This is a genomic window from Isoptericola dokdonensis DS-3, from assembly GCF_001636295.1.
Taxonomy (GTDB): domain Bacteria; phylum Actinomycetota; class Actinomycetes; order Actinomycetales; family Cellulomonadaceae; genus Isoptericola; species Isoptericola dokdonensis.
In genome coordinates, this window is sequence record NZ_CP014209.1 from 2021010 (window position 1) to 2044967 (window position 23958).

Below are 23958 nucleotides of genomic sequence, written 5' to 3' on the forward strand. Positions count from 1 at the left end.
CCTTTCGATCAGATGAGCGCGAAGATCGCGCGGGTGCGGTTGGAAATGACGGCGGCCCCGGACGTGTCGTCCGAGGCCGTCTTGGTGGTGGGCTCGCCGCTGGCGTCGCCCGGGTCGGGTGCGCCGGGTGGCGCGCCGTCGTCGGTGGGCGGGTCGTCGCCGGCCGACTTGGACTCGACGGCGTCGAGCACGCCGCCGAGCTGCTCCTGGATCCCGCGGAGGGTGTCGACGTGCCGCTGTGCGAGCACGCGCCCTTCCTTCGTCGTGAGGCGTGCGGACAGGGCCTTGACGCCGAGCAGCTCGGTGTCGGGGTTCGCGCCCTTGAAGGTCGGGCCGACTTCCCACAGGTCGATGTCCTTCAGGCCGAAGGCCCAGGTGTCCTCGTCGACCTTGACCATCTCGCCCTCGCGGACGCGGCCGGACCACGAGAACTCGACGACGAGGCCGGAGTCCATGAGGTCGCGGACGTGCTGGGCGCGCTCGGTGTCGAGGTACTCGGCGGTCACGTACAGCCCGTCTTCGCGGGCCTCGATGGTCGCCTTGCCGATGAACGCTTCGGGGTCCCAGGTCTGGTGGGACCACACGACAGGAACGGGGCGGTCGCCCCATTCCTCGATGGTCCGGTCGAACGCGCCCGGCAGGACGACGTCGCCCTGGACGTCGACGTTGCCGAACGTCGAGACGCGGGCCTCGAAGCCGCCGGCCGTCTTGCTGACGACGGCGGCCACGCTCTTGCAGATCACCCGGTCAGTCACCGGTGCTCCCCTCTCCCGCGCTCGGGGGCGCGGTGTCTCTCGGTGACGCGAGGCCGCCCTCGGTCACGTTCAGCGGCGTGATGAGCTCGTCCGTGCCGTCGAGGTGCGGCAGGTTCTTCCGGGCGCGCGCCTCGGCGCGGGTGAGCCACGGGCCGCCGACGGCGGTCTGCAGCACGACGGCTTCCTCGACGAAGGAGCCGGCGATCGCGCCCTCGCGGTCGAGCTCGGCGTACATGCCGACCTTGCCCGCGAGGGCCGGCACGATCTCGCTGTTGAAGGCTTGGTTCAGCGCGGTGAGGATCGGGCCGAGCGTCGGGCCGTAGAGCATCTGGCGGAAGGCGGCGACGTTCGCCATGGTCCCCTCGCGCGCCCCTACGAGCTCGGGCGGGATGTGGTAGAAGGACGAGACCTCGATGTCCGTGAGTTGGCGGCCCTCGATGTCCTTGGCGTCGGCCGGCTTGAGTGTCTCGACCGAGCTGTACTTCATGCCGTTCTCGAAGATCGGCGTGCCGCCCGACTTGCTGCGGCGGTACTCGTCGAAGCCGGCTGCGAACTCGGCTCGTGCGCGGGGGTCCTTGAACTTCCCGGGGTGCTCGATGACGCCGGTCAGCTTCGCGGCGTGGTCCCACTGGTCGGATCGCCACTGGACGGCCCGTTCCTGCTCGTCCATCAACGAGCTGAGGGTCTTGGTCGGCGAGGTGCCGTAGGCCATCGACGTGTGCCAGCCGGCCCCGTACGCGACCGGCACGTCGAGCAGGTTGACGATCCCGGTCGGGGTGCTGACCGCGAGGCGGTTGACGCGGCCGAGGAAGTCGCTGCCGACCTCGAGCAGTCGGGGCGGGATTCGGACGAGCTCGTCGCCGATGAGGGCAACGCACCAGCGGTCGTAGAGCATCCAGTCGGTCACGATGTCGCGCTTGAGCTCGAAGCCGGACGTGAACCGCGCGGGGCGGTTGAGCGTCGTCTCGATGGTGCTGCCGGCGTCCCGCTGGCGGTCGGTGTCGTCGACGCGCTCGAAGGCGTGCCAGGCGACGGCCGCGACCGCCCTCGCCGCGAACTCGACGACCTTGCGGACGCTGGGCTGTGTCTCCCAGACGCGCTGCGGGTCGCGCCCCTCGAAGCCGAGGGCCAGCGGCGTGCCGGCGTCGACGACGGGGATCCCCCAGGACGTGTGCGAGACGGGGCCGGTGCCGAAGGTGAGGGAGTCGCCGGTGAGGTAGCCGGCCATCAGCCGGTCACCTGCGCGGTCAGGATCGACCTGTGCGGCACGAAGATGTGGCCGTCGACCGCGCGCCCCTCGCCGGGGCCGGTGAAGGCGTGCACGGCCTCGAGGCGCACGACTCGCCACCGCCAGGAGCGGCGGACGGTGCCGCGCAGGATGCTGCCGTCGGTGAGGTTGAGGAGCGCCGGGCTCCCGTTGCGCAGTCGCATGGTGCGCTCCTTACGTCGTCGTCGTGGTGAAGACTGGATCGGAGCCGCCGTCGCCGTTGGCCATGGCCTCGCTCATGGCGTTGACGAGGGCCGACCAGCCGTCGATCTTCTCGGCGGCCGCCGCCTTGTCGGGCTTGACGTTGCCGGCGGGGTCGCGCGCGACGGCGAGGTTGTCGGTCATCCAGCGCATGACGGGGTTGCCGCCGTGGTGGAGCATCGGCCGGTGCGCGCTCTTGCCGCGCAGGATGAGGCGCTGCAGCTCCTTCATCGGCGCGCTCGTGCTGGCGTATCCCTGCCCGACCTTGACCATCTCGACGCCGTCCTCCATCAGGTCGATCGAGAGCTGCGTCGCGTTCCAGCGGTCGAAGCCGACCGTCTCGACGTCGAGCCAGTCGAGGTCGTCTTCGATCTGCTGCCGCACGTAGGCGTAGTCGGTGACGTTGCCGGGAGTGACGTCGAGCCAGCCGTCCTCGACCCAGAGGCTCGCCTCGCCGGCCGTGCGCCGGTCGAGGTCGTCGAGCGCGTCTTCGGGCAGCCAGAACCGCCAGACGGCGTCGTACCCGTCGTCGTGGTCGCGCGGCATGAGCCAGCACAGCGCGGTGAGGTCGCTGACCGACCCGAGGTCGAGGCCGCCGTAAGCGGTGCGGCCGTCGAGCTGGTGCTCGTCGACGATGTCGCCGGCGTTGGCGTCCCAGGCGTCGAGGTCGATGAACCGGACGTCCTGCTTGGTCCGGATCCCGAGGTGGAGCCGCAGGAACGCCGCGAGGTCCGCGGGGCTGTTCTGCGCCTTGCGGGACTCGGCGGCGAGATACGCCTTGGTCGGGCTGATGCCGAAGCCGGGGTTCGCCTTGCGCCAGGTGCTCTCGACGTGCGGGTCGTCCTTCTTCCCGGCCGCCCACACGACGCCGTAGATCGACTCGTCCGTGATGATGCCGCGGGAGAGTCGCTCGACGAGCTCGCGCTTGCGCGCGTAGATCGTGCCGGGCCGGCCGCTGTCGGCGGTCGTGATGATGACCGACAGCGGCTGTGTGCGCGAGCCTCGGCCCGTCTCGATCGTCTCGACGAGGTCGGCCGTCTTGTGAACGTGCAGCTCGTCGACGATCGAGCAGTGGATGTTCGCGCCGTGCTGCGCGTCGGCGACCGACGAGACGACCTCGATGTACGAGCCACTGCGCGGGTGGATGACTTTCTCCGACAGGGCCTTGACGCGACTCTTGAGTGCCGGTGCGCGCTCGGCGAGGGTGCGGATCGGCGTGAAGACGAACCGGGCCTGGTCCTTGGTGGTCGCCGCGGTGACGACCTGCGCGCCCTGCTCGCCGTCGGCGCACGCCATGTAGATGGCGATGCCGGCGCTGAGCGTGCTCTTGCCGTTCTTGCGTGGGACGTCGACGTACAGGTCGCGGATGACGCGGACGTATCCGTCGGACTCGTCGTCCCACCGCACCCAGCCGAAGACGGGCGCGAGGATGTGCGCGATCTGCCACGGGTCCGGCTCGAGCGGCTGGCCGGCCCACCGGCCGGCGACGTGCCGGAGCGCCCGGAAGGACGCCAGCACGCGGTCGACGCGCTCGGGGTCGAAGACTGCGCCGGGCACCTCGCGGGGCTCGGGGGTCTTGAACGCCGGCGGGCAGTCGGGCAGCGGGATGTCGCGGGCGTCGAGGTACCACGCGACCTCGGGGCTGATCTTCAGCCGTCGCAGCTTGGCGGCGCTCGGGCTGCGACGGGCCTCGGCCGTCGCCCGCTTGGCGGGGTCGCCCGACCGAGTGGCCGCGCGCGTCGTGGCCCCGTCAGTCGAAGGGGTTTTCGTTCTCGGCATTGGCGGCCCCCGGCATCTTTCCTTCGGCCGCCGGCGTCAGCCCGAACTCGGCGCACCAGGCGCGGAAGTCCTTGCTGGCGCGTTCCTCGATCCCGACCCAGGGGGCCGTAACGACGCCTTGGCTGTTCTTCGACAACAGGCCCCGCTCGAGGCGGAACCGGACGGCTTCCTTCCATCGGGCGTAGGTCTCGCAGGCGACCCGGAGCGAGCCGCCGTCGAGGGGCTTGAGGAGCTCGACGTGCTCGAGCTCGGACGTGATCAGGTCCCAAATCCACGACGCGTCGTCGGACAGGTCGGACGGCTTGTCCGGTGCTCGGCGCGTGAAGTCTCGGGTCGGCGCGATCGGCCGGCCCCCGGAGTCGACGGGGTTGCCGGCTGCGTCGCGGCCGCCGTGGAGGATCCGCAGCGCGGCCGGCTGTTGCTTCCTGCCCGTCGCGGCCTGTTGCGCCATGTCGTCTCCCCTACTCGTCGAGCAGCGGCTCGGGCGCGCCGTTCCGCTCCGGGGTGCCGCCGGTGACCTTCTCCCACCGGCGCACGATCACGTCGCAGTACCGCGGGTCGAGCTCGACGACGCGGGCTCGAGCTCGGCGGTACTCGGCGGCGATGAGCGTCGAGCCGCTGCCGGCGAACGGGTCGAAGACGAGGCCGCCACGCTTGAGGCTGTTGTCGAACATGGCCGTGATCAGCGCGACGGGCTTCATCGTCGGGTGCTCGCGGTTGGCGGCCGGCTTGTCGAAGCACAGGACCGTGGTCTGGGCGTTGTTGCCGTACCAGCGCGGGCCGCCGCGGCCGAGGCGGCCCTCGCCGCCCGGGGCGAAGCCGTACAGGATCGGCTCGTGCCCGGTGGGCTCGTCGGGGGCGTCGTGCGCGGGGTCGCGCTCGTCGGCCGGCGGGGCCTCGCCCTCGAGGATCGGCTCGTGCTGGTAGTGGTAGTCCGACCGGCCGAGCACGAGGCTGTTCTTCACCCAGATCAGGTTCTGCCGCACGAGGAAGCCGGCGGCCCGCAGCGTCGTCTCGAAGGTCACCCGCTCGGTGTCGGCGTGCGCGACGTAAACGGGCGCGCCGGGCCGCAGCACGGCTCGGGCTGCGACGAACGCGTCGGTGAGGAGCTGGTCGAGCTCGGCCGCGCCGTCGTTCTGGATCGTCAGGGCCTCGGCCGTCTTGCCGACGTAGTCGACGCCGTAGGGCGGATCGGTCCACATGGCGTCGGCCGTCTCGTCGCCGAAGAGCCGCGCGAGGACCTCGGGGCTCGTCGAGTCGCCGCACACCAGGCGGTGCTCGCCGAGCTGCCAGACGTCGCCGGGCTCGGTGATCGGCTCGGGGCGCAGCGGCGGCGCGTCGTCGGCGGCGTCGTCGACGTCCGTCGGGTCGGTGTTGTCGACCTCGTCGCGCAGGTCCTCGAGGTCGGCCGCGTCGACGCCGGTTCCCTCGAGGTCGCCGAGCGAGTCGAGCACGGCGAGCAGCTCGGCCTGGTCGTAGGTCGCGAGGTCGTTCGACCGGTTGTCCACCACGACGATGCGCGTCGCGGCGTCGTCGTCGACGTCGACCTCGTGGACGTCGATCTCGTCCCAGCCGAGCTTCCTCGCCGCGGCGAAGGTGTGGTTACCGGCCAGGATCTCGAACGGCCGGCCCGTGTGCGTTCCGCGGTTGACGACGATCGGTCGGTACTGGCCGAGCTTGCTCAGCGAGGCCGCGATCGTCTCGACGTCACCGCGGCGCGGGTTGCGATGGAAGGGCCGCAGCTCGGCCAGGGCCATCTTGGGCATCGTGGGGTTCCTCCGAGGGGGCGAAGGTGGGGCGGTCAAGGGGGGGTCACCGATCTGAGACGCCGCGCGCGAGAGGTCGGCGTCGCGGACGCTCGGAAGCGGTCGCGAGAGCGCGACTCCCCTCCCCCATGGCGCTACCGTTCGGGCGTGGAGACAGGCGAGGTCGTGGCAACGGTGGTCGGGGTACTGGGCCTCTTGGCGGCGGTGGGGGCCTGGCTCCACTCGCGTCCCTCGACGCCATTCGAGATCGTCGGTGGAACAGGCGACGTGTTCGGGGTCCGCCGGCAGGGCTATGCCCCTGTGGTGGTGAAGCGCGTCTGGATCCCGCACCACGCGACATTGGTTCTAGCGAACGAGTCAGCGTTCGAAGGACCCTTCCCGATGCGCAGGGGCGAGGCGCATTTCTTCCACTTGGCTGGCGTCGAGGCTCCTGTCGACGTCGTGGTGGTGTGGCGGTGGCGGCTCGGCCGTAAGGAGCGCTTCTGGAGCACGTGGGTGCTCTAGCGGCGGTCGCCAGAGGCGGCTTGCTTGGCGTCGGGCTCGGTGTGGTCGAGGGCGCGTTCGGCGAGGCGGCGGTCGTGCCGGCAGAGCGCGCATCGTTCGGGGCGCGGGTCGCCGTGTCGGCACTCGTCGGTCATCGCCGGCGTGCTCGTGTGGCGCTGGCCGGGTTGCGCGGGACGCGGCGCGGTCGGCGCGGGTTGCTGGTGGCGCGGGGTCGGTAGCCGTACGGGCGGCGCGGGAGCAGTACGTCTAGGGCGAGGGTGAGCACCAGTGCGACGCCGAGGGTGATGGCTGCTGCGGTCATGTGCGCCTCCGTGCTTGTCGGGCTCGGCGGGCGAGCTGCGTCTTGTGCTGGTGGTGCTCGTGGCAGAGGCCCTGCCCGTTGGCGGGGTCGGTGCCGCTGCCGCCGTCTGCGATCTCGACGATGTGGTCGGCTTCGGTGGCGGGTGCGGTGCACCCGTGGGCTTGGCACACCTGGTCGCGGTCGAGCACGGCTGCGCTGAAGGTGCGGCGCTGGTGGCGGGTGAGGGTGCGGGTGTTGGCGCTGGGCCGCTCCCACGGGACGTAGTGCTGCTCGCAGCGCCCCCGTGTGTGTGCGTACTGCCGGCAGCCGTGGACGAGGCAGCGGGAGGGTGCTCCGGTGGGCATGTGTGTCTCCCGTTGGGCGGTGGGGTGTGGTGTCCGGCCCCGGGCCGTTGCTGCGACCAGGTCGTGTGTGCGCCGACGGGAGCTGGCCCGGGGCCGGAGAGCGGGGCGTAGTGGCTCGTAGGCGCACTTCGCCCGCTGCCAGGAAGCGTTGCAGTCTGGTCGTCTCCGCACAACCACGCACTCGTCTAGGACTCGTATCCGGACGGGTTCCGCTGGATGCCGATGTTTGGGGACGGCGACGCCCGTCGACGGGCGGAACTGCGGGCGTCGGGATGCAGCGACGGGTTCGGCTCTGGGACGATCACGGCACGTCGGACGGGGAGGTGGTCGTGAGCGAGGCGCTGCTGGTGATCGTCGGTGCGCTGATCGGTGTGCTCGGCACGACTTGGACCACGTGGCTCGGGCACCGCATGCGGCGACGCGACGAGGTGGCCGAACGCGTGCGGGTCGCGCTGCTCCCCGTCTCCGAGGCCCACGCGCAGTGGGCGACCGCGGTGTGGTCCTGTCTGCTCATCGAGGACAGCTCCGAGAGGCGCGAGAGGGTCGACGTCCTCGGGCTGGACTTCATGCGTATGCTCGGCGCGCTCGCCGATGCGTCGGCCGACCCGGAGATCGGACGTCGGAGCAGCGACGCGGCCGATGCGGTGCAGGGAGTCAGCATGAAGATCGGCATGCGGGCCACTGACGAGATCGTCGAGGCCGCGCTCGAAAGCGCCAACATTGCGGCCACCCTTGCCCAGCGCGCAGCGCGGCGGCGCGCCTACCCACGGACGCTGGGCGAACGATGGCGGGGCTGGCGTCTGGAACGCGCCAACAGGGAGCGGAGTGTGCGGGTGCACGTCCCGCGACAGGAGGGGAAGTCGTGAGCGAGACGTTGGTGGGCGTGATCGTTGGTGGCGCGGTCGGTGTCGCGTCTGCACTCATCACCGCGGTGGTAGGTCCCCTGCTGGCCGCTCGCCACGAGCGGCGGAAGGCGCGCGCGGAGCGCGTTCACGCGGTGCTCGCGGAGCTGCCCGAGACACGCGCCGTGTGGTGGGGCGGGACCTTTGCTGCCGCCAGCGGCCACGACTCGGGAATCACGAGTGAGCAGGTCGAGAACCTGACCCGACTGCTGTCTCGGCTCGCCACATCAGCGAACGATGCGGCCCTACGGCGCGCGACGACCAAGGCATCAGGATCCGTGTCGACCGCATGGACCATGGCGTCCGTCGCCGAGGTGGCGCGCCTCCGCGGGATGAAGGCGAGCGACGACGCGCTCGACAACATCGGGATCAAGTCGTACGAGGCGGCGGCCGACCTCGACGCCGTGACGGCGGCGGCGATGGAGATCGTCGACCCGACACCCTGGTGGCTGCGGCTCTACCGCCTCGCCTTTCCACCCGAAGAGCCGAAGGTGGACTACGCGGCAACCATGCGAGAACTGCGCAAGGTCGCACGCGCGGCCGGCGCGGTTGGGCTCACGGATAAGGCGAGCAGCTCGACGACTACCGCCGACTGACGGCGCTCGCCCAGACCCAGGCGAAGCCTTCGCGGCCGTGGGGGTCGAGGTAGCGGACATGGACCTGGCGGTCGGTCCAGGCGGTGGCATGGCCGTCAGCCTCGAACTCGCCGGTCTGCCGGGCGGTGAGCCAGACGCGGATGGCAGGCGGGTCGTCGGGCCGGGTGACCCGGGCGTCACGGCGCTGCGCGGCCGGCGCTTCCTCGGCACAGTCGCGCAGCGGCACCTGCTCGATGCTGTCGGGGGTGCTCCCCCACGGTGTCCGTCGTCGCGTGCCCATGCTGTCTACCTCTCGAACGCTTGTTCGAGTCTAGGTCAGGTGGACACCTCGCCGGCCGGGTGGCCGGTGCTCATCCGCGCAGCTCCCACGGATCGGGCTCGGGGGCGGGCGCGAGCTCGTGCATGAGCAGGGCCTGGATCGCGGGTGTGAGTCGCTGGAGCGCGGCCAGCGCGGCGTCGGCGGTCACGCCGTCGAGGGCGGCCAGCACGGGGATGCCGAGCCGCTGGACCTCGACGGTGCGGGTCGTGGTGTCGACGACGAAGGGCCGGGCGTCTCCGGTTCGGTCGTACAGCGGTGCGCGGCCGGCGAGCTCGACGACCTCGACGCGCTGGTGGTGGCTTGGGATGACGGTGCCGTGGTGGGGGCCGCCGATGACGATCGGGGTGGTGCACGGTGTCTCCGTTCAGGCGTTGTAGGTGGTGGCGTCGCACCGGCAGGAGTGGTGGGCGTCGTCGTGCTCGGCGCGGTGGCACTCGTGTGCTCCCCAGCCGTCGGTCCAGGTGTGGCCGCAGGTCTTCATCGGTTCCTCCGATTGGCGGGTCGGTCGCCCATGGCGACGCGGCGCACGTCGTCGAGGGCGTAGAGCTTGCGGCCGCGGCGGTCGCGGCCCTGGGCGGTGAGGTGTCCTCGGTTGGCCCAGGAGCGGATCGTTCGGGGCGCTACGCCGACGGCGGTGGCGGCGGCGTTGGTGTCCACGGGGATGTCCTGCTGCATCGTCTCGCGTTATCCTTTCTTCGTCTCGCGTTGGTAGACGCTCAGCCTATCCGTAGCGGCCGGCGGCCCCCGGCGAGGTGTCATCGGGGGCCGCTTGGCGGAGGCTATGGCGGGGCCGCTAGGACGCTAGAACCGCGGAATCTTGCGGTTTCTGCGCCTAGCGGCCCCGATAGGGCTATCGGGCCGGCCTAGCGGTCGGTGGCGTCGACGAGGGTCTGCCGGGCGAGGCCCTTGCCGTTGACCTGCTGGCCGTCGACGGTGCGGTTGACCTGGATCGTGCGCACGCCGTGGGGCTTGACGGCGGCGTGGACCTGCGCGGCGCTCCAGCCGTCGTAAAGCGTCGGGCGGGCCGCGGCGAGCCGCTCGGCGATGACGGTGCCGCGCAGCTTGTCGTCGTCGGTGGCGGGCCAGATGCCGAGGATGTGATCGATGACGGTGCTGTCGTCGATGTCCTCGGGCTCGACGCCGGCGGCGAGGCCGGTCAGGAGGCCGGCGCGCTCCCGGGCGGCGCGGGCGCGAGCTGCGATCGCCTCGGCGGCCGGGCCGTCGACATAGGCGGTGCGGACGATGACCGGGTCGTCGCCCTCGCCGACGAGGTAGCCGACGCCGAGGTCCTTGCGGCCGAACATCGTTGCGCGCACGCCGGCCTTGTACATGCTCGTGCCGAGGACCATGTCGTTCTCGACCTGGCCGAGCACCTTGAGGCAGAACCGCAGGATGGCGTTGGCGCTGATGGCGGTGGGGATCGACTTGGCGTCGGGCCGCTGGGTGGCGAGCCACGTCATGATGCCGACGGCGGGGCCGCGCTTGACGAGGTCGGTGACGATCTCCTCGATCTCCTTGCCGTGCTCGGGGTGCTCGAACATCACCTGCGTCTCGTCGAAGGCGAACATGACCGGGTGGAGGCCGAGGCTGCGGTCGCTGGCGATCTCGTCGGTGACCTTGGACTCGGGGCAGATGTCCTTGGGCAGGCCGCGGACGGTCTTGTACCGGCGGCGCATGTCGGTGCGGGCGGCGCGCAGGTCGGCGACGAGGTACGCCATGTCCTCGGGGTCGTCGCCGGTGCGGTAGGCGTGCGCGACGGCGGCGAGCGGCGCGTGGTCGGCCCCGCCCTTGAGGTCGTAGATGTGCAGCTCGACGCGCGGGTCGAGGGCGGCCGCGAGCTCGAGCAGGCGCAGCGAGAACGTCTTGCCCATGCGCGGCACCGCGCCGACGAGGCCGGCGGCGAACATCAGCGTGGTCTCGACGGTGCGGCCGCGCTGGTCGAGGCCGATCGGGGCCGGCTTGAAGACGTTCACGCGGCCGGCCTTGGCGAGGTCCCAGGTGGGGGTCTTGGCGTCGGCCATCGACTTGTCGGCGACATAGAGCACGAGGCGGCCCTCGTGCACCTCGGGGTCAGGCTCGGGCCAGACGCAGCCGAGCGGGCGGCGCAGGCCGGATGCGAGCTTGCTGCGCCGCTCGATGACCTCGGCGGCCGTGGTGCCGCCGGGGAGGTCGATGTCGGCGCGGAAGCCGGGGCCGTCCCGGACGATGGCGACGTACCGGATGGCGTGCGGGTCGCCCTTGAGCGCGGCCGTGATCGACGCGAGGCCGAGGCTGGCGAGCGACTCGGTGATCAGGTAGCCGGTAAGCGGCGGGACCTCGATCTTCTCGTTGGCGTCGCTGGTGACGCGGGTGTTGGCCTTGCGGCCCAGCGCGCCGAGGACGAGCAGGGCGACGGCGGCGGTGGCGACCTGCGCGGCGGTCGGGGCGGCGACGGCGACCCAGGCGATGGCGGCGGCCAACGGCCCGGCGATGAACGCGAGGGTGATGGCCCGCTGCTTGATGACGTGGCGACGCTCGGCCCGCACCTTGATGTAGTGGTTCGGGTCGTCGACCTTGCCCATGACGTGCCAGTGGATGTCCCGGCTCGCGGTGTCCCAGACCCAGGCCCAGGTGGCGGCGACGAGGCGGCCCAGGCCGATGGGGCTGCGGACCGCGAGGCGGCCCGCGTAGATCGGGGCGCGGAGCAGGTGGTACGCGCTGAAGTGACCCGCGTACCCGGCGGCCCAGGCAAGGGTCGCCCCGAGGGTGGCCCGGTCGCGCAGCCAGGTCGGGACGATGGGGCGGCGGTCGCCGTCCCGCTCGGGGCGGGCCTTGGTCCGCTCGGCAGGGCGGCTGCCGATGGGCTTGCGACCGTCGAGCGGGTCGGGCGGGTCGGTGACGGTGCGGTCGGGGTAGGAGTGGATCGTCGGGGCGAGCACGACGTCGGTCACCTCGCCGTACGCGGGGCGGTGGGACGTGTCGGTGGACATGGGGCACCTTCCTCGGTTGGTCTCTTGCTGGCGTCTACGAGTGTCCCATGGTTTGTCTCGTAGCGCTAGACAGTCACGGGGCGGCCCAGTACGTTGGGGCGTGCCAGCAAGAAACCGACGAAGGGTCGCCCCATGCCTGCAATCGCCCCGTCCGCCCCGGCCCACGAGGCCGCTCCGATCGCCCCGGCCCAAGCCGCCCCGGGCGTCGAGGACCGTCCCGCTCCGACCGGCGAGGCCCGGCCCGCGTGGGACAAGGTCCGCATGCCGGCCCGCCCCGCCGCGGCCGGCCCGCGTCGCAGCTCGCGCGCACTGGTGATGGTCGGCGCAGTGTCCGTCGCGCTCGTCTCGACCGCCAGCGCGTATCTCGCCATGGTCGGGTTCGGCGTCGACCTGCTCGCCATGTCGCCCCCGGTCGCCTACGCGACGGCGGGGGTGTTCGAGCTCTCGCTCATGACGGTCGCGCTGCTCGCCCGCGAAGCGGCGAAGGGCAACCGGCCGGCCGGCACGCTGCTGGCGCTGACCTGGGTGCTCTCGGGCGCGTCGGGGCTGTTCGCCGCGTGGCACGAGCTCGTCGTTGGTCACCCGGCCGGCGCGGCCGTGTTCCGGCTGACCGTGCCGCTGCTCGCGGCGCTGATGTGGCACCTGGCGCTGATCGGCGACCAGCACCTCGCCTCGGGCCGGACGTGGTCCGAGCTGCGCGCCGGGCGGCGCATGCACGCGCTGTTCCAGGCCATCGAGGCCGAGCGCCGCGCGCGGGTGCTCGACGACGGCTCGCGCCGTGCTCGCCGGCACGCGCTGCGGGCCGAGGCCCGTCGTCTGCGTGCGCGCTCGCTCGCGCTGCGGTCGGTCCCGCCGGAGCAGATGCGCGAGGTCACCGCTGCGTGGACCGATGCTTTCGCCGCGCTCGAGGCCGGGGCGGTCGCAGTGCTGGCCCGGTTCGACGATGGGGCGGCCCGGATGACCGCGGAGCCGCATGCCGCGAAGGCGACCCGCCGGTCGACGTCGACGCCGGCTCGGGAGGCCCGGCCGACCGAGGCGCACCCCGCCCCGGCGAGGCCTGCCCCGACGCCCCGCCCCGCCGGCGGGGACCGCGAGGCGCTGCGCGCCGAGGTCGAGCGGCTCGCCGGCGAAGGCCTGTCCCACCGCGAGATCGCCGACCAGCTCGGCGGCGTCACGAAGTCGACGGTGGGCCGCTGGCTCGCCTGACACAACAACGAAGCGCCCCGGCCCGCAAGGGTCGGGGCGCTTCGATTACTCGATCAGGAGCGGACGGCCGTGCGTCCACGCCCGCGCAGTTCGGTACCAACCGATTCAAGGAGTGCGCGAACTCGAGTGATCGAGTAGTCCGTCTCGGCGCAGAGTTGGCGGATCGACGCTCCCGACTCGTACCGCTCACGGAGGACTACACCGATCCGCTGCGCCGTTACCGAGGTCAAGCGTTCGTGAGGCTCGAGGTGCGGCACGGGAGCGACGTCGCCTCCGCCGTATCCACGGTGCACCTGACCGCGAGGGGTCGTTTCGTCACCTGCCTCATCTCCCCATGCAGTCCAACCCTCCTGCGGGTAACGGGCGAAGAGCTCAAGGAAGGGCCCAGGGCTGCATCGCTCAATGAGGTCGTACTGCTCATCAGGCTTGCGACTGTGCTCGCGCTTGCGCGTCTCGATCATGTTGACCTGAGACCGCGCCGGCGCGAGGGTGCGCATAGACCCCCGGACGCCGAAGAGCAGAAGCTCGGTGACGTTTCGGAAGTAGAAACCAACACCCCGCCCGTCGGGTCCACCGTCCTTGCGCCGCTTAGCCCAGACGATGTGCGAGACGTATCGGAAGCCCCATGCCTCCATCACTCGCAGACCATCCGGGAGGAGCGCGTTGGGCACCCACAGGTACAGGTGCGCGTCGTCCGCCGCACTCGTAGCAACCGGAATCTCAGCGATCTCGTCAACGGTCAGCGTCGAGTAGCGATCGAGCCGACGGTGCTCCGGAGCTACCTTGCCGGTGCGGTTGGTGAAGCGCCACGGCGGATCAGCGAGGATCGTCTTGAAACCACCGTCAGTCGCCGGCAGCGGCGGAGGGGCTTGAACCTCACGAAGAGGCGGCGCGGTAGCCGTCTGGATCGGGATCGCCAGTGATGGCTGAGGAACCTCGGTAGTTGTCTGGGCGGACATGGAGCCACCGTAGCCGCAAAGATCTACTTTGCCAAAGTGGATCTATGGCGTGTCTCCGTGCCACGTAGCCTCGCTGATGAACACGGCCAGGACCGGGCACCCGCCGCCGTCGCCTCGCTGCAGGCGCGGCACCAACTTGTTGAAGTTGGTCGTTGTCGACGTGTTGAGTCGCTTGCGGGCAGCCTCTTCGCTCTGTCCTGCGTCACGAGCGAGCCGGTAGGCAAGGTCTCGCAGTTCGTCGTGCATGCGCGTGATGATGACGGCCACGTCGATCAGCGCGAGGTCATACCAAGACCGGTACGCGCCCAGGTCACGGTCCAGGTTTCCGTCCTTCGCGTTCCACTCGACGTCGAGAGCCACGCGCTCGATCACGTTGTCGACCTTGTAGCCCTCGGCGGCGATGGTCGTCGAACTCACGAGCTCCGTGCCCTTTTCTCCCGCAGCCCCGTACGGGAACCTGTAGAGCTTGAGTTGGGTCTCAACGTCGGCACGTGACTCACGCCAACCGTGGGCTCTGAACGACGCGTTGAGGCGTGCCGCCAGGTTTGACTCGTTGCCGCCCGCAGCGACCAGGTCTGCCGTCAGGAGGGTGAAGTCGCGTAGGGCGCGCACCAGGTCCTCAAAGGCTCTCGGATTGGTGCCCGCAAGCACCGCGGCCGCGTTGCGGGTCTCGCGGAACTTGTACTTCGCAAGCACGTCCGCAGGAAGCGCTTCCTCATAGGAGTGAGTGAGGTCCACGCGCGAACCTTACAAGGTTGGACGCGGGCCATACTCGCTGGCCTCGGCCCTAAGCGCGCTCGGCCTTGGCGCGGAAGCCAGTTCGCGGCAGTGGATGCCACCAGCCGCGGTGCCAGCAGACGCCGTCGAGCCGCTCGGCGTCGGGGTCGCCGCCGCAGACGGCCCAGCCAGCCATCTCGGCTCTCGTGGGCCGCTGTGCGGCCGGCGGGTGGCCGGTGGGGCGCACGGGCTCGGGGCGGACGGTTACGCCGTCCCGGACGCGCTGGGCGCGCTCCGTGAGGGCCTCGAATGTTGGGACGGGCGTGCGGGGCACGGTGTCTCCTTTCAGTCGCTGCAGCGGCACTCGGCGGTGTGCGGGTTGATCCACCCACCGCAGGAGCCGCACCGCTCGGGTTGCTGCGGGCTCATCCGGCGATCCAACGCACGCCGGCGACGCCGATGCCGACGGCGGTCGTGAGGATGGCCAGGAGGATCGCGACGGCGATCACGCGCCCGAGGACGTTGACGGCGCTGGTGCGCCTCGGCTCGAGCCGGGCCGGGCAGGCGTGCCCGCAGGTCAGGCACATGTCTGTCGAGCGGTCGGTGGTGTTCATCGTGTCTCCGGTCGGGGGAGCCGGCCGTGGCCGGCGGGGCGGTGCGGGCAGAACCGCTCGAGATAGGCCGCGACCCATCTCGTGCGCTCGTGCTCGACGAGGGGCAGGCCGGCTGCGCGCTGCAGGGCGCGCCGCTCGCAGGCGCAGCGGCGTGCCATCAGAAGGGCGGTTCTCCGGCGAGGGCGGCCGCCGGCGTCGCCCACGGGTCGTGTGCGGGGGCCGGCGTGCCGGCGTCGCGGCCGCCCGCGGTGGTCGCGCCGGAGCGGCCGGCGCGCTGCACCTGCGCGGTGGCCCAGCGCAGTGAGGGGCCGATCTCGTCGACCTCGAGCTCGACGACGGTGCGCTGCTCCCCCTCGCGCGTCTCGTAGGACCTCTGGGTGAGGCGGCCCTGGGCGATGACGCGCTGGCCCTTGCGGAGCGACTCGGCCACGTTCTCGGCCGCGTCGCGCCAGACAGAGCAGCGCATGAACAGCGCTTGACCGTCGCGCCACTCATTGGTCTGTCGGTCAAAGGTGCGCGGGGTGCTTGCAATGGCGAAGTTCGCGACGGCCGCGCCGGCGGGTGTGAACCGCAGCTCCGGGTCCGCGACGAGGTTGCCGATCACCGTGATCATGGTTTCGCCTGGCATCGTTTGTTTCCAATCGTGAGGTTTCTCTAGACGCCTTGGGTCGAAGTATGGGGACGCCGGTCATGGCCGGCGTCCCCCTGTTGGCGGCACGCTAGTTGGAGTGCTCGCGCCCCTCGAACTCGGCCACCATCGTTCTCAACGCGTCGATGAGCTGCTGGGCATGGGAGAGCGATACGGGCTGCTCAGGGGGTTCGAGATCAAAGGTCACGTCCCCGTCGGTGATGTAGGTCTGGAGCGTTATCTCATCGCCCTCGCACTCGACGCTGATCGCCGGGCCGAGCTGGAAGCCGTCGTTGACTTCCTGGGCGGCGTGAGTGGCACTGCTCATCGTTGTGTTGCCCCCAGGGTGATCGGTGGGTGTCTTGTGTTTGTAGACGGTTCAACGTAACAGCCGGGTCGAACATCCATTCGACGTGCGCCCGCACGCAGGGTTGGAACAGCGTTGCGCGAGGTTCTGTGACTCAACCCACACAGACCGTTGCCCGCAGCGCTCACACGGGCGTTCACGCAGGTAGGGGGCCACAACATGGCCCGCCGCGGCCCGTGAGCGGTGGGTGAAATTTCGAAGCCGGATCGTTATCGCTTTCGCCTGCTCCAGGTCAACTTCCGTGAGGGTCTGGGCATGGTCTGCAAGGAATTTCAGGCGGCGGAGGACGGCCGCTTCACGCGGCGCGCCCCAGGCCGGTGTGGCCGGCGACTGCTGACGGAGCGCGGAGACGGCGAGCCAGTACTGCTCGTGGATTCCCTCATCCACCTGGGTGGTCGTGTCGAGGACGTGCAGGGCTATCGGGGCGGGCACGTCCTCGCCCCGCGAGGCGCGGCCGCCGTCCTGGGGGCCGCGCACCTCGGGATGCAGGAGGCCGACGAGCTCGACGCGGGCGGCGGCGAGCTCGTCGGCGTGCAGGGCGAGGCTGCTCGCGATCTCCTGCTGCTCGAGCGCGTGCTGGTGGAGGGCGTCGTTGCGCGCTGCGCGGGCGGCTCGTCGGCTCATGCCTCACTCCCCATCGCGTGTCGCTCGGTGCTCGTTTACGTCGGCCGGGGTGATGCGAACGGCCCCGCGGCCGGCGGCCCTGCCGCGGATACGGACGTACCCGCGGCAGGTGCCGCACCAGACGGTGGCGCTGAGGCCGTCGTGCTCGCTCACGCGCGCGCTCCGGCGAGGGCGGCGTCGACGGCGGCGCGGCCGCGCGCGTTGCGCTCGACGAGGGCGGGGTCGTGCTTGCAGGGCAGGCCGTTGCGGAGGCGGCCGTCGTCGTCACAGAGGCCGCAGGCGTCGATGTCGATGCGGGCCAGGCGGGTGCGCTCGGCACGCTCGGCGCGGAGCCGCTCAGCGTCTGCAGTGCGCTGGCGCTGGTCGCGCTCGGCCTCGGCGGCCTCGACGACCCGCCGGGCGCGGGCGCAGGCCCCGCAGGGCGGCGGGACGTCGGTGTGCTGGTGCTCGGCGCACCGCTCGGGGTGCTCGAGCCGCTGGGCGCGGGCCGTGGCGGTTTCCTGCGCCGCGAGGTCGCGGCGGTCGGTGGCCGCGGGCTTGGGGGCGGGTGCGGTGGGCTCGGAGGCGGCCGGCTTGGCCCCGCGGTGGCGGTGCTGGTCGGCGTCGGTGACGTGGTTCTTCGAGCGGTCACAGTCGGGCGGGCACGTGAGCGTGAAGGCGTAGAGGTTCGGGCGCAGGTGGTCCGGCGTGCGGGCGGTGCCGCCCTGCTGGCGGCCGCGGCTGACCTCGCCGAGCACCTGCAGCTCGTCGATCGCGCGCTGGACGCTGCGGGTGCTGACGTTGGCGTACTTGGCGAGGGTGGCGATCGAGGGCCAGGCCCCGCCGTCGCCGTCGTGGTTCGCGATTCCGAGCAGGACGACCTTGGCCGTGCCCTGCGCGCGACTGTGGTGCAGGGCGATGGTCATGGCTTCGACGCTCATGGTGGTTCTCCTACGTGGGGGGAAGTTCCTTGCTGGCGGTCGCGACAGTACGCCGACTGTTGACAACTGGCAAGCCGCACCTGCCATTCGTCTACGTTTCCGAGACGGTCCGGGCGCGAAGCGTCCCGGCTTGCTCGTGATCCGTCGTCTCTGCCGGGGGCTGCGACGGCTCGCCCGCGCCGTAGTGAGTTACCCACACAGCGCCACCCAGGAAGGACGGTTCTCAAGGACGGTTCTTAAGGATGGTTCGGGTGACACTGGCGTCAGGGGGTGGGGTGACACCAGCGTCAGGGGGTGGGGTGACACCAGCGTCAGGGGGTGACACTGGCGTCAGGGGGTAGGGGGTGACGTAGATGTCACCCCTGTGGAAAACGTCGCGGCGGCCGCTGACCGGGAGACACCAAGAGCGCCCGGCGGCATCGGCTCGAGGATGAACGTCAGGCAGGCCGGCCCGTTGGGATAGACGCGCTTGATCCACGGCCCCTCGACGACTCCGTCGTGGTCACCCGGCAGCGCGCCGGCGTCGGTGGCGACGCCGTCGAGCAGGGCCTTGACGGTGGGGTAGAGGTTGCCCGAGTCGCGGCGGTGGTTGTTCGGCAGCCGGACCTCGAGCCAGACCCGCACAGGCGTCGTGAACGCGCCGTGCTGCGCCTTGAGCCGCTCGCCGATGCCGGCCCCGAGCTCGCGCCACGGGCGGGTGCGCTTGGACGTGTAGCGGGTGTGCCCGCGGACGTCGTTGATGTTGATCAGGCGGCCGGGCCACAGGGCCTCGGGGATCGTGGCGGACCAGGGGGCCGGCTTGCGCTCACGCATCGGTGGTCGCCCGCCACAGGGCCGCGCGGCGGCCGGTCGTGCTGGTGCCGTGCGCGCCGGGCACTCGCTCGACGAGGCCGTCGCGCACGAGCTCGTGGACGCGGGTGCGCACGCTGGAGTCGGTGGCGGCCGGCCAGCCGATCCTGGTGCCGGCGCGCTGGCGGAACCGGCCGACGATGCGCTCGTGGGTGAGCGGCTCGGGGGCCTCGCGCATGATCGCCAGGACGCAGTCGCGCACGATCGTTCGGCGTCGACGCACGTCCGCTGCGGCGTCGTGGGACGTGTCGGGGTCGGTGCGGCGGGCGAGGGCGGTGCTCACTTGGTGTCCTCCGTGTCGGTCTCGTCGAGGGCGGGGATGTCGATGTCGCCGGCGTCGTACCGCTGGACCTGCTCGTCGGCCTGGACGGCGAAGCTGAGGGCGGTGCTCTGCGGCAGGAGCGGGACGAGGGCGCGCAGGGCTGTCTTGCGGACCATGGCGTCGTAGTCGGTGGCCCACGGGCTGTTGCTGCCGTCCTTGAAGCCGCCGCGGTCGCGCCGCTCGTGGACCTCGGCGAGCGAGAGGTACCGGTGCTGCACGTCCCCGCCGGCGAGGCGGGCGGCCGCCAGCGCGCCGACCGGCTTGCCGCGCTCGACGGCCGGCTCCCAGTCGAAGAAGAAGCCGCGCTCGGACGAGGCCCCCTCGCGGAAGGTGTCTCCTTCGTGGACGACCACGGCGTTCACCTGGCCGACGCCGGCCCGTCGGGCGAGGGTGATCAGGCCGCGGTAGCCGACGATCGGGACGACGGCCCAGCCGTCGCGCTTGAGCCGGCGCGGGGTGAGGTAGAACTGCCCGAGCGGGCCGCCGACCTCGAGGCCGACGCGGGCCGCGGTCATGAGCGCGCCGAGCAGGGACTCGCCGCTGCAGTTGCCGAGCTGCGGGTTCATCTTCAGCTCGGTGAGCGCCAGGCGCAGGAAGTTGTCGATGCTGGCGTGCTCGGGCAGGGCCTTGTGCAGCTCGCCGCGCATCGACTCGACGAGGTCAAAGGCGGTGCGGCGCTGGGCCGGCTGCTGGTCGGCGATGGCGGTGGCGAGGTCCTGTGTCATGCGTCGTGCTCCTTCGGGAGGAAGCGCCGTGCCGTGGACTGCTTGGTCACGGCCTTGGCGATGGCGGGGTAGTTCTTGCGGAGGCGGGCCGAGTCGATGCGGCTCGAGGTCTGGGGCTTCCAGGTGGCCAGCAGGCGGCCGTCGCGGTCGCGCAGCGCGGTGCGGTCGCCGAGGGCGGTCTGCAGCTCGAAGGCGGCGGCGTCGGCGTCGGCCTCGGCCTCGGCCTTGCGGCGGCGGGCGTCGACGAGGCGGCCGTGGGCGTCGAGGACGTCGTCGCTGGCGGTCAGGTCGTCGAGGTTCTGGTCGCCGGGCCAGAGCTTGTGCAGGGTCTTGCGGTCGCCGAAGGTCGGGGCCGGCTGCTCGCCGCCGACGACGTGGTCGTTCCACCAGCGGCCGCCGTAGTTGATGAGCTGCTCGATGACGCGCTCGTTGCGGTCGATCGGTATCGGGGCCGGCATGCGCTGGCCCCCGACGAGGACGGCGACCCAGATCCGGTCGAGGCCGGTCACGGCGAGCTGCTGCTGCACCTGGACCTGGATGCTCAGCGGTGGCAGGTTGTCCTCCCACCGCTGGATGTAGTTCGCCAGCGAGGTCGTCTTGACCTCGAGGGCCGCGAGGACCCGCGGGTTGGCCGTGCCGCGCTCGACGAGCAGCCGGTCGAGGGTGGCGAGCATCCACGGGTGCTCGGGGTGGCGCAGCAGGCCGGGCGTCGGGGCGATCTTGCCGAGCTCGCGGTGGCGCGTGCCGACCTTGCGGGCGACGACGGCCTCGAGCACGCTCCCCCACTCGGCGGCCTCGCTGACGTGGACGTCCTCGACGGGCGCGGTGCTGGTCTTGTCGAGCCAGACCTGCAGCGGGGTCTTCCAGTCGCTCAGGTTGAGCACGGCGGCCGTCTCGGAGGCCCCGAGGCCGGTGCGGCGCGCCTGGAGCCACGGGATGCGGGATCGGGAGTAGTCGCGGGCGTCGAGGATGAGCTCGCCGCCGAGGCCGTCGGGGAGCGTCATGCGCCGGCCCCCGCGCCCATCTGCCGCTGCGCGGCGATGAACGCTCGCACGTCGTCGGGCGCGAAGTGGTACGTGCGCCCGACGCGGATCGAGGCGATGTCGCCCGCGCGCCGCAGCTCGGAGACAGTTGTCGGCGCGCAGCGCAGGATGCGCCCGACCTCCGCCGCGGTCAGCAGTTGCTCGATGCCGAGCCAGCCGTTCTTGCGGTCGATGGACGTGGTCACGCTGGTTCTCCTGATTCGATCTGGGCGGCGGCCGCGGTCAACGTGGCGACCTCGACGACCCGGTGCCGGCGGCCGTCGAAGCCGACGACCTCGTGTGCGTGCCGCTCGGCAACGCCGCGCAGCGCGCTGGCTTGGGCGGCTCGGACGTAGCCGCCGACGTCGTAGACCTCGGCGTCGATGACGAGTCCCTCGATCTGCTCGTCGGCCACGCGGCCGTCGGCCCGTAGCCAGGCGATGGCTTCCTCGAGGCCGGGCTCGGGGTCGGCGGGGGCGGACCTGCGGTCGGCCTCGGCGTGCAGCCTGTTGTCGAGGGTGCTCATGCTCAGGACGGGTTCAGCGGTGCGCCGTCGGCGTGCACGAAGAGCTCGTGAACCGAGAGGCGGAGCGCGCCGGCGACGGCCTCGGCCTTGTCTCGGCTGATGCTCGAGCGGCCGCGCTCGACGTTGTTGACCGTGCCGTGCGAGACGCCGGCGGCCGCGCCGAGGTCTCGGACGGACAGGTCTGCCAGCGCTCGTGCTTGGGTGATCGCGCCGGGCCGTGCGATCACCGTGCTGCGGGGGGTTGGCATGCAGTACGTCTCCCTCTGCGTGATCTTCGTCTAAAAATCGTAGACGAATGTATCAGAGCGGTTCTGCGTTGCTCGTCTACCGGAAGACGCACACCGTGTAGCGTCGCGCTAGTCTGCCTGTGTCCATTTCTAATAGGCAGTGCAACGAGAGGGAGAGGCACCCCCTTGCCTACGAACAGTCGAACCATCGCGGACCTGATCCGCGAGTACCAGCATGCGACGGGCTCGTCCTACGGCGATATTGCAAGGCTGACAGGACTCTCGAAGCCGAAGATCGGCCAACTCGCCAAGCAGGAGCAGGTCCACATGCCGCGCGCCGACACGCTGGCGAAGCTCGCTCGCGGGCTCGGGCTGCCGCTCCACTCAGTGCAGGCCGCGGCGCTGGCGTCAGCCGGCGTCGTCGCGCCCGAGGTCTCCGAACCGGACGTGTCGCTGTTGGTCGAGCGCTACCGGGCGTTGTCCGACGACTCGAAGCGCAACGTCTCAGACTTCGTGGCGATGCTGTACCAGCGCGAGGCCCGCGGGGCGGCCAATGAGTAGGGGCCGGCCCCCGCTTCCCATCGGCACCTGGGGTGAAATTTCCACGCGTCGGCTGCCGTCCGGCGCGTGGCAGGCGAAGGCTCGCTACCGCGACTACGACGGGCGCACACGCGCCGTCACGCGCAGCGGCCAGACCGAGGCTGCCGCGAAGCGTGCGCTGCGCACCGACCTCGCCCAGCGCACGCCGCCGGTGCTCGACGAGATCAGCGACCGCTCGCGCCTGTCCGCAGTCGCCGAGGTGTGGCTCGCCGAGGTCTGGGCGGCCGTCGACGCCGGCGACCGCTCCCCCACGACGGCGAGCCGCTATCGGCAGGTGTGGCGGGTGCATGTCGACCCGGGGCTCGGCGAGCGGCTGATGCGCGAGATGAGCGTCCCGGCGGTCGACCGGTTCTTGAAGGCCGTAACGGCCGCCCACGGCGCGGCCACGGCGAAGCTGTGCCGCTCGGTGCTCGCGGGTGTGTGCGGCCTCGCGGTGCGCCACGGCGCGCTGACGACCAATCCCACGAAGGACGCCGGGACCATCCGGGTGGCGTCGAAGGAGCCGCGCGCGCTGACGCCGGTCGAGATCGCCCGGTTCCGCGCCTCGGCCCGCAACTATCAGGCCGGCGGCCCGCAGCCCGACGGGCGGCCGCGCCAGGGGCCGCCGACGACGGTCGGGATCGCGGACATCCTGGACGTGCTGCTCGCCACCGGCGCGCGCATCGGCGAGGTGCTCGCGCTGCGCTGGTCCGACGTCGACCTCGGCAAGGAGCCGACGGTGCGAATCTGCGGGACGCTGGTGCACGTCGACGGCCAGGGCTGGATCCGCAAGCCGAAGACGAAGACGGGCGAGGACCGTGTCCTCGAGCTGCCGCCGTTCGCGGTCGAGTCGCTGATGCGCCGCCGCGTCGAGATCGTGCTGCCCAACGTCCACGACGCCGTGTTCCCGTCGACGGCCGGCACCTGGCACGACCCGAACAACATTCGGACGCCGTGGCGCAAGGCGCGCGACGAGGCCGGCCTCGAGTCCTGGATCACGCCGCACTCGATGCGGCGCACGGTCGCCACGTACCTCGACGGCGCGGCCGATACCCGGATCGCCGCGCAGCAGCTCGGCGACACCGAGCACACGACTCGCCGGCACTACATCGAGCGCGACGCTCGGGGGCCGGCTGTGCGCGACCTGCTGCAGGTGCTCGCCGTGCCGCCGCAGGCCGGCTGACGTCCGACGAAGGCAAGGCCCCCGCTACCGGCTCGGAAGCGGGGGCCGCCGTGTGTCTGCGGCGGCTACGCGCACCATTCGCTGCCGCGCACGACCTCGACGAGCTGCGCGGCGTCGTCCTCGGTGACGCTGCCGCTGCCGTCGTCGAAGCGCAGCGTCGCACCCTGGACGAGGGCATCGTCGTCCGTGCCGCCGAGGATCGAGCTGCAGACGTTGCGGGCGGCGTCGACCGTCGCGTCGGGGTCGTCGGCGAGGGCGGGCACGGCGGCGGCGAGCTCGTCGACGAGGGCGTCGGCCTGTTCGTCGGTCGGCTCGGGGATCCCGCCGCCGGCGGACTCGGCGGCCTCGCCCACGGTCGTCTCGTCGGGGGTCGTCTCGTCGGCCGGCGCGGCGTCGTCGCCGCTCGAGCAAGCCGCGACGAGGACTGCGACGCTGGCGGCCAGGGCGAGTGCTCCGAGGTGTTTGCGCATGTCAGCAGGCTACTGGCGAGAGCTCGCCGGCTGCAGGGCGGCTGGAATATGCGGCGAATATTCGGCGAATGGGCGGTGCGCGCCGGCAACGAAGAAGGCCCCTCGCCAGCGTTTCCACTGGTGAGGGGCCGTGTCCTGAGCCGCCTGCGAGAATCGAACTCGCGACCTATTCATTACGAGTGAATCGCTCTACCGACTGAGCTAAGGCGGCGCGCCCGTGACCTCGATCAGCGGGCGCGCCCACACTACCCGACGGGCGGGCGGGACTCCAAAAGCGTTCCACGGTGCGACGACGTCAGGTTCGTCACGTCCCGCCG

33 protein-coding genes and 1 tRNA gene are annotated in these 23958 nt (G+C 71.5%); 6 read left to right on the forward strand and 28 right to left on the reverse strand.

The features are described from left to right. Positions 1-8: 8 nt before the first annotated feature. From I598_RS09390 to I598_RS09415, 6 genes are read right to left on the reverse strand one after another with little or no spacing between them, the layout of a single operon-like run. Complete coding sequence (locus I598_RS09390; RefSeq protein WP_083973099.1) at positions 9-755, reverse strand: HK97 family phage prohead protease; 747 nt, start codon at positions 753-755, stop codon at positions 9-11. Continuing rightward, entirely contained in the window at positions 748-1983 is a 1236-nt protein-coding gene (locus I598_RS09395) for a phage portal protein (protein ID WP_068202738.1), read from the reverse strand. Before I598_RS09395 ends, I598_RS09390 begins: the two co-directional genes overlap by 8 nt. Next, the gene (locus I598_RS09400; protein WP_068202739.1) at positions 1983-2186 is read right to left on the reverse strand and encodes a hypothetical protein; all 204 of its coding nucleotides are present in this window, start codon (positions 2184-2186) and stop codon (positions 1983-1985) included. The genes I598_RS09395 and I598_RS09400 overlap by 1 nt, the downstream gene beginning before the upstream one ends. A 10-nt stretch (positions 2187-2196) precedes the next feature. Then, a complete protein-coding gene (locus I598_RS09405) occupies positions 2197-4002 on the reverse strand; it encodes a terminase large subunit (RefSeq protein ID WP_083973101.1) in 1806 nt (601 codons plus the stop codon). Further along, entirely contained in the window at positions 3974-4453 is a 480-nt protein-coding gene (locus tag I598_RS09410) for a phage terminase small subunit P27 family (RefSeq protein ID WP_068202740.1), read from the reverse strand. The genes I598_RS09405 and I598_RS09410 overlap by 29 nt, the downstream gene beginning before the upstream one ends. A 10-nt stretch (positions 4454-4463) precedes the next feature. Next, complete coding sequence (locus tag I598_RS09415; protein WP_068202741.1) at positions 4464-5768, reverse strand: DNA modification methylase; 1305 nt, start codon at positions 5766-5768, stop codon at positions 4464-4466. Positions 5769-5915: 147 nt separating this feature from the next. Here I598_RS09415 and I598_RS09420 point away from each other — a divergent pair, with 147 nt between their 5' ends. Beyond that, positions 5916-6272, forward strand: coding sequence for a hypothetical protein (locus I598_RS09420; RefSeq protein WP_068202742.1), 357 nt, complete (start codon positions 5916-5918; stop codon positions 6270-6272). 130 nt (positions 6273-6402) lie between these two features. Here the strand turns inward: I598_RS09420 and I598_RS17610 are convergent, their stop codons facing one another. Next, a complete protein-coding gene (locus tag I598_RS17610; RefSeq protein ID WP_157557196.1) occupies positions 6403-6573 on the reverse strand; it encodes a hypothetical protein in 171 nt (56 codons plus the stop codon). Beyond that, the gene (locus tag I598_RS09425; protein ID WP_068202743.1) at positions 6570-6917 is read right to left on the reverse strand and encodes an HNH endonuclease; all 348 of its coding nucleotides are present in this window, start codon (positions 6915-6917) and stop codon (positions 6570-6572) included. The genes I598_RS17610 and I598_RS09425 overlap by 4 nt, the downstream gene beginning before the upstream one ends. Positions 6918-7246: 329 nt before the next feature. Between I598_RS09425 and I598_RS09430 the strand changes: the two genes are divergently transcribed. Then, complete coding sequence (locus tag I598_RS09430) at positions 7247-7783, forward strand: hypothetical protein (protein ID WP_157557197.1); 537 nt, start codon at positions 7247-7249, stop codon at positions 7781-7783. Further along, positions 7780-8415 (forward strand): hypothetical protein, encoded by a 636-nt coding sequence (locus tag I598_RS09435; RefSeq protein ID WP_068202745.1) that lies wholly within the window; start codon positions 7780-7782, stop codon positions 8413-8415. The genes I598_RS09430 and I598_RS09435 overlap by 4 nt, the downstream gene beginning before the upstream one ends. Here the strand turns inward: I598_RS09435 and I598_RS09440 are convergent. The 4 genes from I598_RS09440 to I598_RS09450 all read right to left on the reverse strand — a co-directional run bounded on the left by I598_RS09440 (position 8402) and on the right by I598_RS09450 (position 11703). After that, positions 8402-8695, reverse strand: a complete 294-nt coding sequence (locus tag I598_RS09440; RefSeq protein ID WP_068202746.1) for a hypothetical protein — start codon at positions 8693-8695, stop codon at positions 8402-8404. The genes I598_RS09435 and I598_RS09440 overlap by 14 nt on opposite strands. Positions 8696-8765: 70 nt before the next feature. Next, positions 8766-8903: a hypothetical protein gene (locus tag I598_RS17615; RefSeq protein ID WP_157557198.1), complete on the reverse strand. Its 138-nt coding sequence runs from the start codon at positions 8901-8903 to the stop codon at positions 8766-8768. A 308-nt stretch (positions 8904-9211) separates the two neighbouring features. Beyond that, positions 9212-9409 (reverse strand): MerR family transcriptional regulator, encoded by a 198-nt coding sequence (locus I598_RS09445; RefSeq protein ID WP_068202747.1) that lies wholly within the window; start codon positions 9407-9409, stop codon positions 9212-9214. A 188-nt stretch (positions 9410-9597) separates the two neighbouring features. Beyond that, entirely contained in the window at positions 9598-11703 is a 2106-nt protein-coding gene (locus I598_RS09450; RefSeq protein WP_068202748.1) for a hypothetical protein, read from the reverse strand. A 132-nt stretch (positions 11704-11835) separates the two neighbouring features. Here I598_RS09450 and I598_RS09455 point away from each other — a divergent pair, with 132 nt between their 5' ends. Beyond that, a complete protein-coding gene (locus I598_RS09455; protein ID WP_068202749.1) occupies positions 11836-12909 on the forward strand; it encodes a MalT transcriptional regulator family protein in 1074 nt (357 codons plus the stop codon). 53 nt (positions 12910-12962) lie between these two features. On the opposite strand, the gene I598_RS09460 is transcribed toward I598_RS09455, so the two are convergent. The 14 genes from I598_RS09460 to I598_RS09530 form a co-directional block, all read right to left on the reverse strand. Further along, positions 12963-13868, reverse strand: coding sequence for an MT-A70 family methyltransferase (locus tag I598_RS09460; RefSeq protein ID WP_083973103.1), 906 nt, complete (start codon positions 13866-13868; stop codon positions 12963-12965). Positions 13869-13910: 42 nt separating this feature from the next. Then, positions 13911-14606 carry a BglII/BstYI family type II restriction endonuclease gene (locus I598_RS09465; RefSeq protein WP_068202750.1) on the reverse strand — a complete coding sequence of 232 codons (696 nt, stop codon included), beginning with the start codon at positions 14604-14606 and terminating at the stop codon, positions 13911-13913. Positions 14607-15010: 404 nt separating this feature from the next. Then, positions 15011-15199 carry a hypothetical protein gene (locus I598_RS09475; RefSeq protein ID WP_068202752.1) on the reverse strand — a complete coding sequence of 63 codons (189 nt, stop codon included), beginning with the start codon at positions 15197-15199 and terminating at the stop codon, positions 15011-15013. A 157-nt stretch (positions 15200-15356) separates the two neighbouring features. Further along, the gene (locus I598_RS09480) at positions 15357-15827 is read right to left on the reverse strand and encodes a single-stranded DNA-binding protein (protein ID WP_068202753.1); all 471 of its coding nucleotides are present in this window, start codon (positions 15825-15827) and stop codon (positions 15357-15359) included. A 91-nt stretch (positions 15828-15918) separates the two neighbouring features. Beyond that, a complete protein-coding gene (locus I598_RS09485; RefSeq protein WP_068202754.1) occupies positions 15919-16155 on the reverse strand; it encodes a hypothetical protein in 237 nt (78 codons plus the stop codon). Between the two features lie 51 nt (positions 16156-16206). Then, positions 16207-16818 (reverse strand): hypothetical protein, encoded by a 612-nt coding sequence (locus I598_RS09490; RefSeq protein ID WP_068202755.1) that lies wholly within the window; start codon positions 16816-16818, stop codon positions 16207-16209. 149 nt (positions 16819-16967) lie between these two features. Then, positions 16968-17738, reverse strand: a complete 771-nt coding sequence (locus I598_RS09495) for a helix-turn-helix domain-containing protein (RefSeq protein WP_068202756.1) — start codon at positions 17736-17738, stop codon at positions 16968-16970. A gap of 330 nt (positions 17739-18068) precedes the next feature. Further along, on the reverse strand, positions 18069-18551 hold the full coding sequence (locus I598_RS09500) for a RusA family crossover junction endodeoxyribonuclease (protein ID WP_068202757.1): 483 nt from the start codon (positions 18549-18551) through the stop codon (positions 18069-18071). Further along, positions 18544-18870 (reverse strand): hypothetical protein, encoded by a 327-nt coding sequence (locus tag I598_RS09505; protein ID WP_068202758.1) that lies wholly within the window; start codon positions 18868-18870, stop codon positions 18544-18546. The genes I598_RS09500 and I598_RS09505 overlap by 8 nt, the downstream gene beginning before the upstream one ends. Next, entirely contained in the window at positions 18867-19634 is a 768-nt protein-coding gene (locus I598_RS09510) for a recombinase RecT (protein WP_068202759.1), read from the reverse strand. Before I598_RS09510 ends, I598_RS09505 begins: the two co-directional genes overlap by 4 nt. Beyond that, a complete protein-coding gene (locus I598_RS09515; RefSeq protein WP_068202760.1) occupies positions 19631-20638 on the reverse strand; it encodes a YqaJ viral recombinase family nuclease in 1008 nt (335 codons plus the stop codon). Before I598_RS09515 ends, I598_RS09510 begins: the two co-directional genes overlap by 4 nt. Next, a complete protein-coding gene (locus tag I598_RS17620; protein ID WP_068202761.1) occupies positions 20635-20862 on the reverse strand; it encodes a helix-turn-helix domain-containing protein in 228 nt (75 codons plus the stop codon). Before I598_RS17620 ends, I598_RS09515 begins: the two co-directional genes overlap by 4 nt. After that, on the reverse strand, positions 20859-21182 hold the full coding sequence (locus I598_RS17625; RefSeq protein WP_068202762.1) for a hypothetical protein: 324 nt from the start codon (positions 21180-21182) through the stop codon (positions 20859-20861). Before I598_RS17625 ends, I598_RS17620 begins: the two co-directional genes overlap by 4 nt. Positions 21183-21184: 2 nt before the next feature. After that, on the reverse strand, positions 21185-21430 hold the full coding sequence (locus I598_RS09530) for a helix-turn-helix domain-containing protein (protein WP_083973109.1): 246 nt from the start codon (positions 21428-21430) through the stop codon (positions 21185-21187). A 165-nt stretch (positions 21431-21595) separates the two neighbouring features. Between I598_RS09530 and I598_RS09535 the strand changes: the two genes are divergently transcribed. Then, the gene (locus I598_RS09535) at positions 21596-21970 is read left to right on the forward strand and encodes a helix-turn-helix domain-containing protein (RefSeq protein ID WP_068202764.1); all 375 of its coding nucleotides are present in this window, start codon (positions 21596-21598) and stop codon (positions 21968-21970) included. Continuing rightward, the gene (locus tag I598_RS09540) at positions 21963-23171 is read left to right on the forward strand and encodes a tyrosine-type recombinase/integrase (protein ID WP_068202765.1); all 1209 of its coding nucleotides are present in this window, start codon (positions 21963-21965) and stop codon (positions 23169-23171) included. Before I598_RS09535 ends, I598_RS09540 begins: the two co-directional genes overlap by 8 nt. A gap of 65 nt (positions 23172-23236) precedes the next feature. Here I598_RS09540 and I598_RS09545 read toward each other — a convergent pair whose 3' ends face one another. Together I598_RS09545 and I598_RS09550 are read right to left on the reverse strand one after the other, a co-directional pair. After that, the gene (locus I598_RS09545) at positions 23237-23641 is read right to left on the reverse strand and encodes a hypothetical protein (RefSeq protein ID WP_068202766.1); all 405 of its coding nucleotides are present in this window, start codon (positions 23639-23641) and stop codon (positions 23237-23239) included. 138 nt (positions 23642-23779) lie between these two features. After that, positions 23780-23852 (reverse strand) — tRNA-Thr (locus I598_RS09550). Positions 23853-23958: the final 106 nt, after the last annotated feature.

What these genes read in the sequence shown, in the direction of transcription:
- I598_RS09495 (WP_068202756.1), bottom strand. Translation starts at nt 17,738, where the DNA reads ATGAGCGTCGAAGCCATGACCATCGCCCTGCACCACAGTCGCGCGCAG.
- I598_RS09490 (WP_068202755.1), bottom strand. Translation starts at nt 16,818, where the DNA reads ATGAGCCGACGAGCCGCCCGCGCAGCGCGCAACGACGCCCTCCACCAG.
- I598_RS09455 (WP_068202749.1), top strand. Translation starts at nt 11,836, where the DNA reads ATGCCTGCAATCGCCCCGTCCGCCCCGGCCCACGAGGCCGCTCCGATC.
- I598_RS09515 (WP_068202760.1), bottom strand. Translation starts at nt 20,638, where the DNA reads ATGACGCTCCCCGACGGCCTCGGCGGCGAGCTCATCCTCGACGCCCGC.
- I598_RS09500 (WP_068202757.1), bottom strand. Translation starts at nt 18,551, where the DNA reads ATGCGTGAGCGCAAGCCGGCCCCCTGGTCCGCCACGATCCCCGAGGCC.
- I598_RS09425 (WP_068202743.1), bottom strand. Translation starts at nt 6,917, where the DNA reads ATGCCCACCGGAGCACCCTCCCGCTGCCTCGTCCACGGCTGCCGGCAG.
- I598_RS09540 (WP_068202765.1), top strand. Translation starts at nt 21,963, where the DNA reads ATGAGTAGGGGCCGGCCCCCGCTTCCCATCGGCACCTGGGGTGAAATT.
- I598_RS09480 (WP_068202753.1), bottom strand. Translation starts at nt 15,827, where the DNA reads ATGCCAGGCGAAACCATGATCACGGTGATCGGCAACCTCGTCGCGGAC.
- I598_RS09460 (WP_083973103.1), bottom strand. Translation starts at nt 13,868, where the DNA reads ATGTCCGCCCAGACAACTACCGAGGTTCCTCAGCCATCACTGGCGATC.
- I598_RS17625 (WP_068202762.1), bottom strand. Translation starts at nt 21,182, where the DNA reads ATGAGCACCCTCGACAACAGGCTGCACGCCGAGGCCGACCGCAGGTCC.
- I598_RS09440 (WP_068202746.1), bottom strand. Translation starts at nt 8,695, where the DNA reads ATGGGCACGCGACGACGGACACCGTGGGGGAGCACCCCCGACAGCATC.
- I598_RS09405 (WP_083973101.1), bottom strand. Translation starts at nt 4,002, where the DNA reads ATGCCGAGAACGAAAACCCCTTCGACTGACGGGGCCACGACGCGCGCG.
- I598_RS17610 (WP_157557196.1), bottom strand. Translation starts at nt 6,573, where the DNA reads ATGACCGCAGCAGCCATCACCCTCGGCGTCGCACTGGTGCTCACCCTC.
- I598_RS09445 (WP_068202747.1), bottom strand. Translation starts at nt 9,409, where the DNA reads ATGCAGCAGGACATCCCCGTGGACACCAACGCCGCCGCCACCGCCGTC.
- I598_RS09485 (WP_068202754.1), bottom strand. Translation starts at nt 16,155, where the DNA reads ATGAGCAGTGCCACTCACGCCGCCCAGGAAGTCAACGACGGCTTCCAG.
- I598_RS09395 (WP_068202738.1), bottom strand. Translation starts at nt 1,983, where the DNA reads ATGGCCGGCTACCTCACCGGCGACTCCCTCACCTTCGGCACCGGCCCC.
- I598_RS09510 (WP_068202759.1), bottom strand. Translation starts at nt 19,634, where the DNA reads ATGACACAGGACCTCGCCACCGCCATCGCCGACCAGCAGCCGGCCCAG.
- I598_RS09530 (WP_083973109.1), bottom strand. Translation starts at nt 21,430, where the DNA reads ATGCCAACCCCCCGCAGCACGGTGATCGCACGGCCCGGCGCGATCACC.
- I598_RS09545 (WP_068202766.1), bottom strand. Translation starts at nt 23,641, where the DNA reads ATGCGCAAACACCTCGGAGCACTCGCCCTGGCCGCCAGCGTCGCAGTC.
- I598_RS09450 (WP_068202748.1), bottom strand. Translation starts at nt 11,703, where the DNA reads ATGTCCACCGACACGTCCCACCGCCCCGCGTACGGCGAGGTGACCGAC.
- I598_RS09475 (WP_068202752.1), bottom strand. Translation starts at nt 15,199, where the DNA reads ATGAACACCACCGACCGCTCGACAGACATGTGCCTGACCTGCGGGCAC.
- I598_RS09410 (WP_068202740.1), bottom strand. Translation starts at nt 4,453, where the DNA reads ATGGCGCAACAGGCCGCGACGGGCAGGAAGCAACAGCCGGCCGCGCTG.
- I598_RS09400 (WP_068202739.1), bottom strand. Translation starts at nt 2,186, where the DNA reads ATGCGACTGCGCAACGGGAGCCCGGCGCTCCTCAACCTCACCGACGGC.
- I598_RS09415 (WP_068202741.1), bottom strand. Translation starts at nt 5,768, where the DNA reads ATGCCCAAGATGGCCCTGGCCGAGCTGCGGCCCTTCCATCGCAACCCG.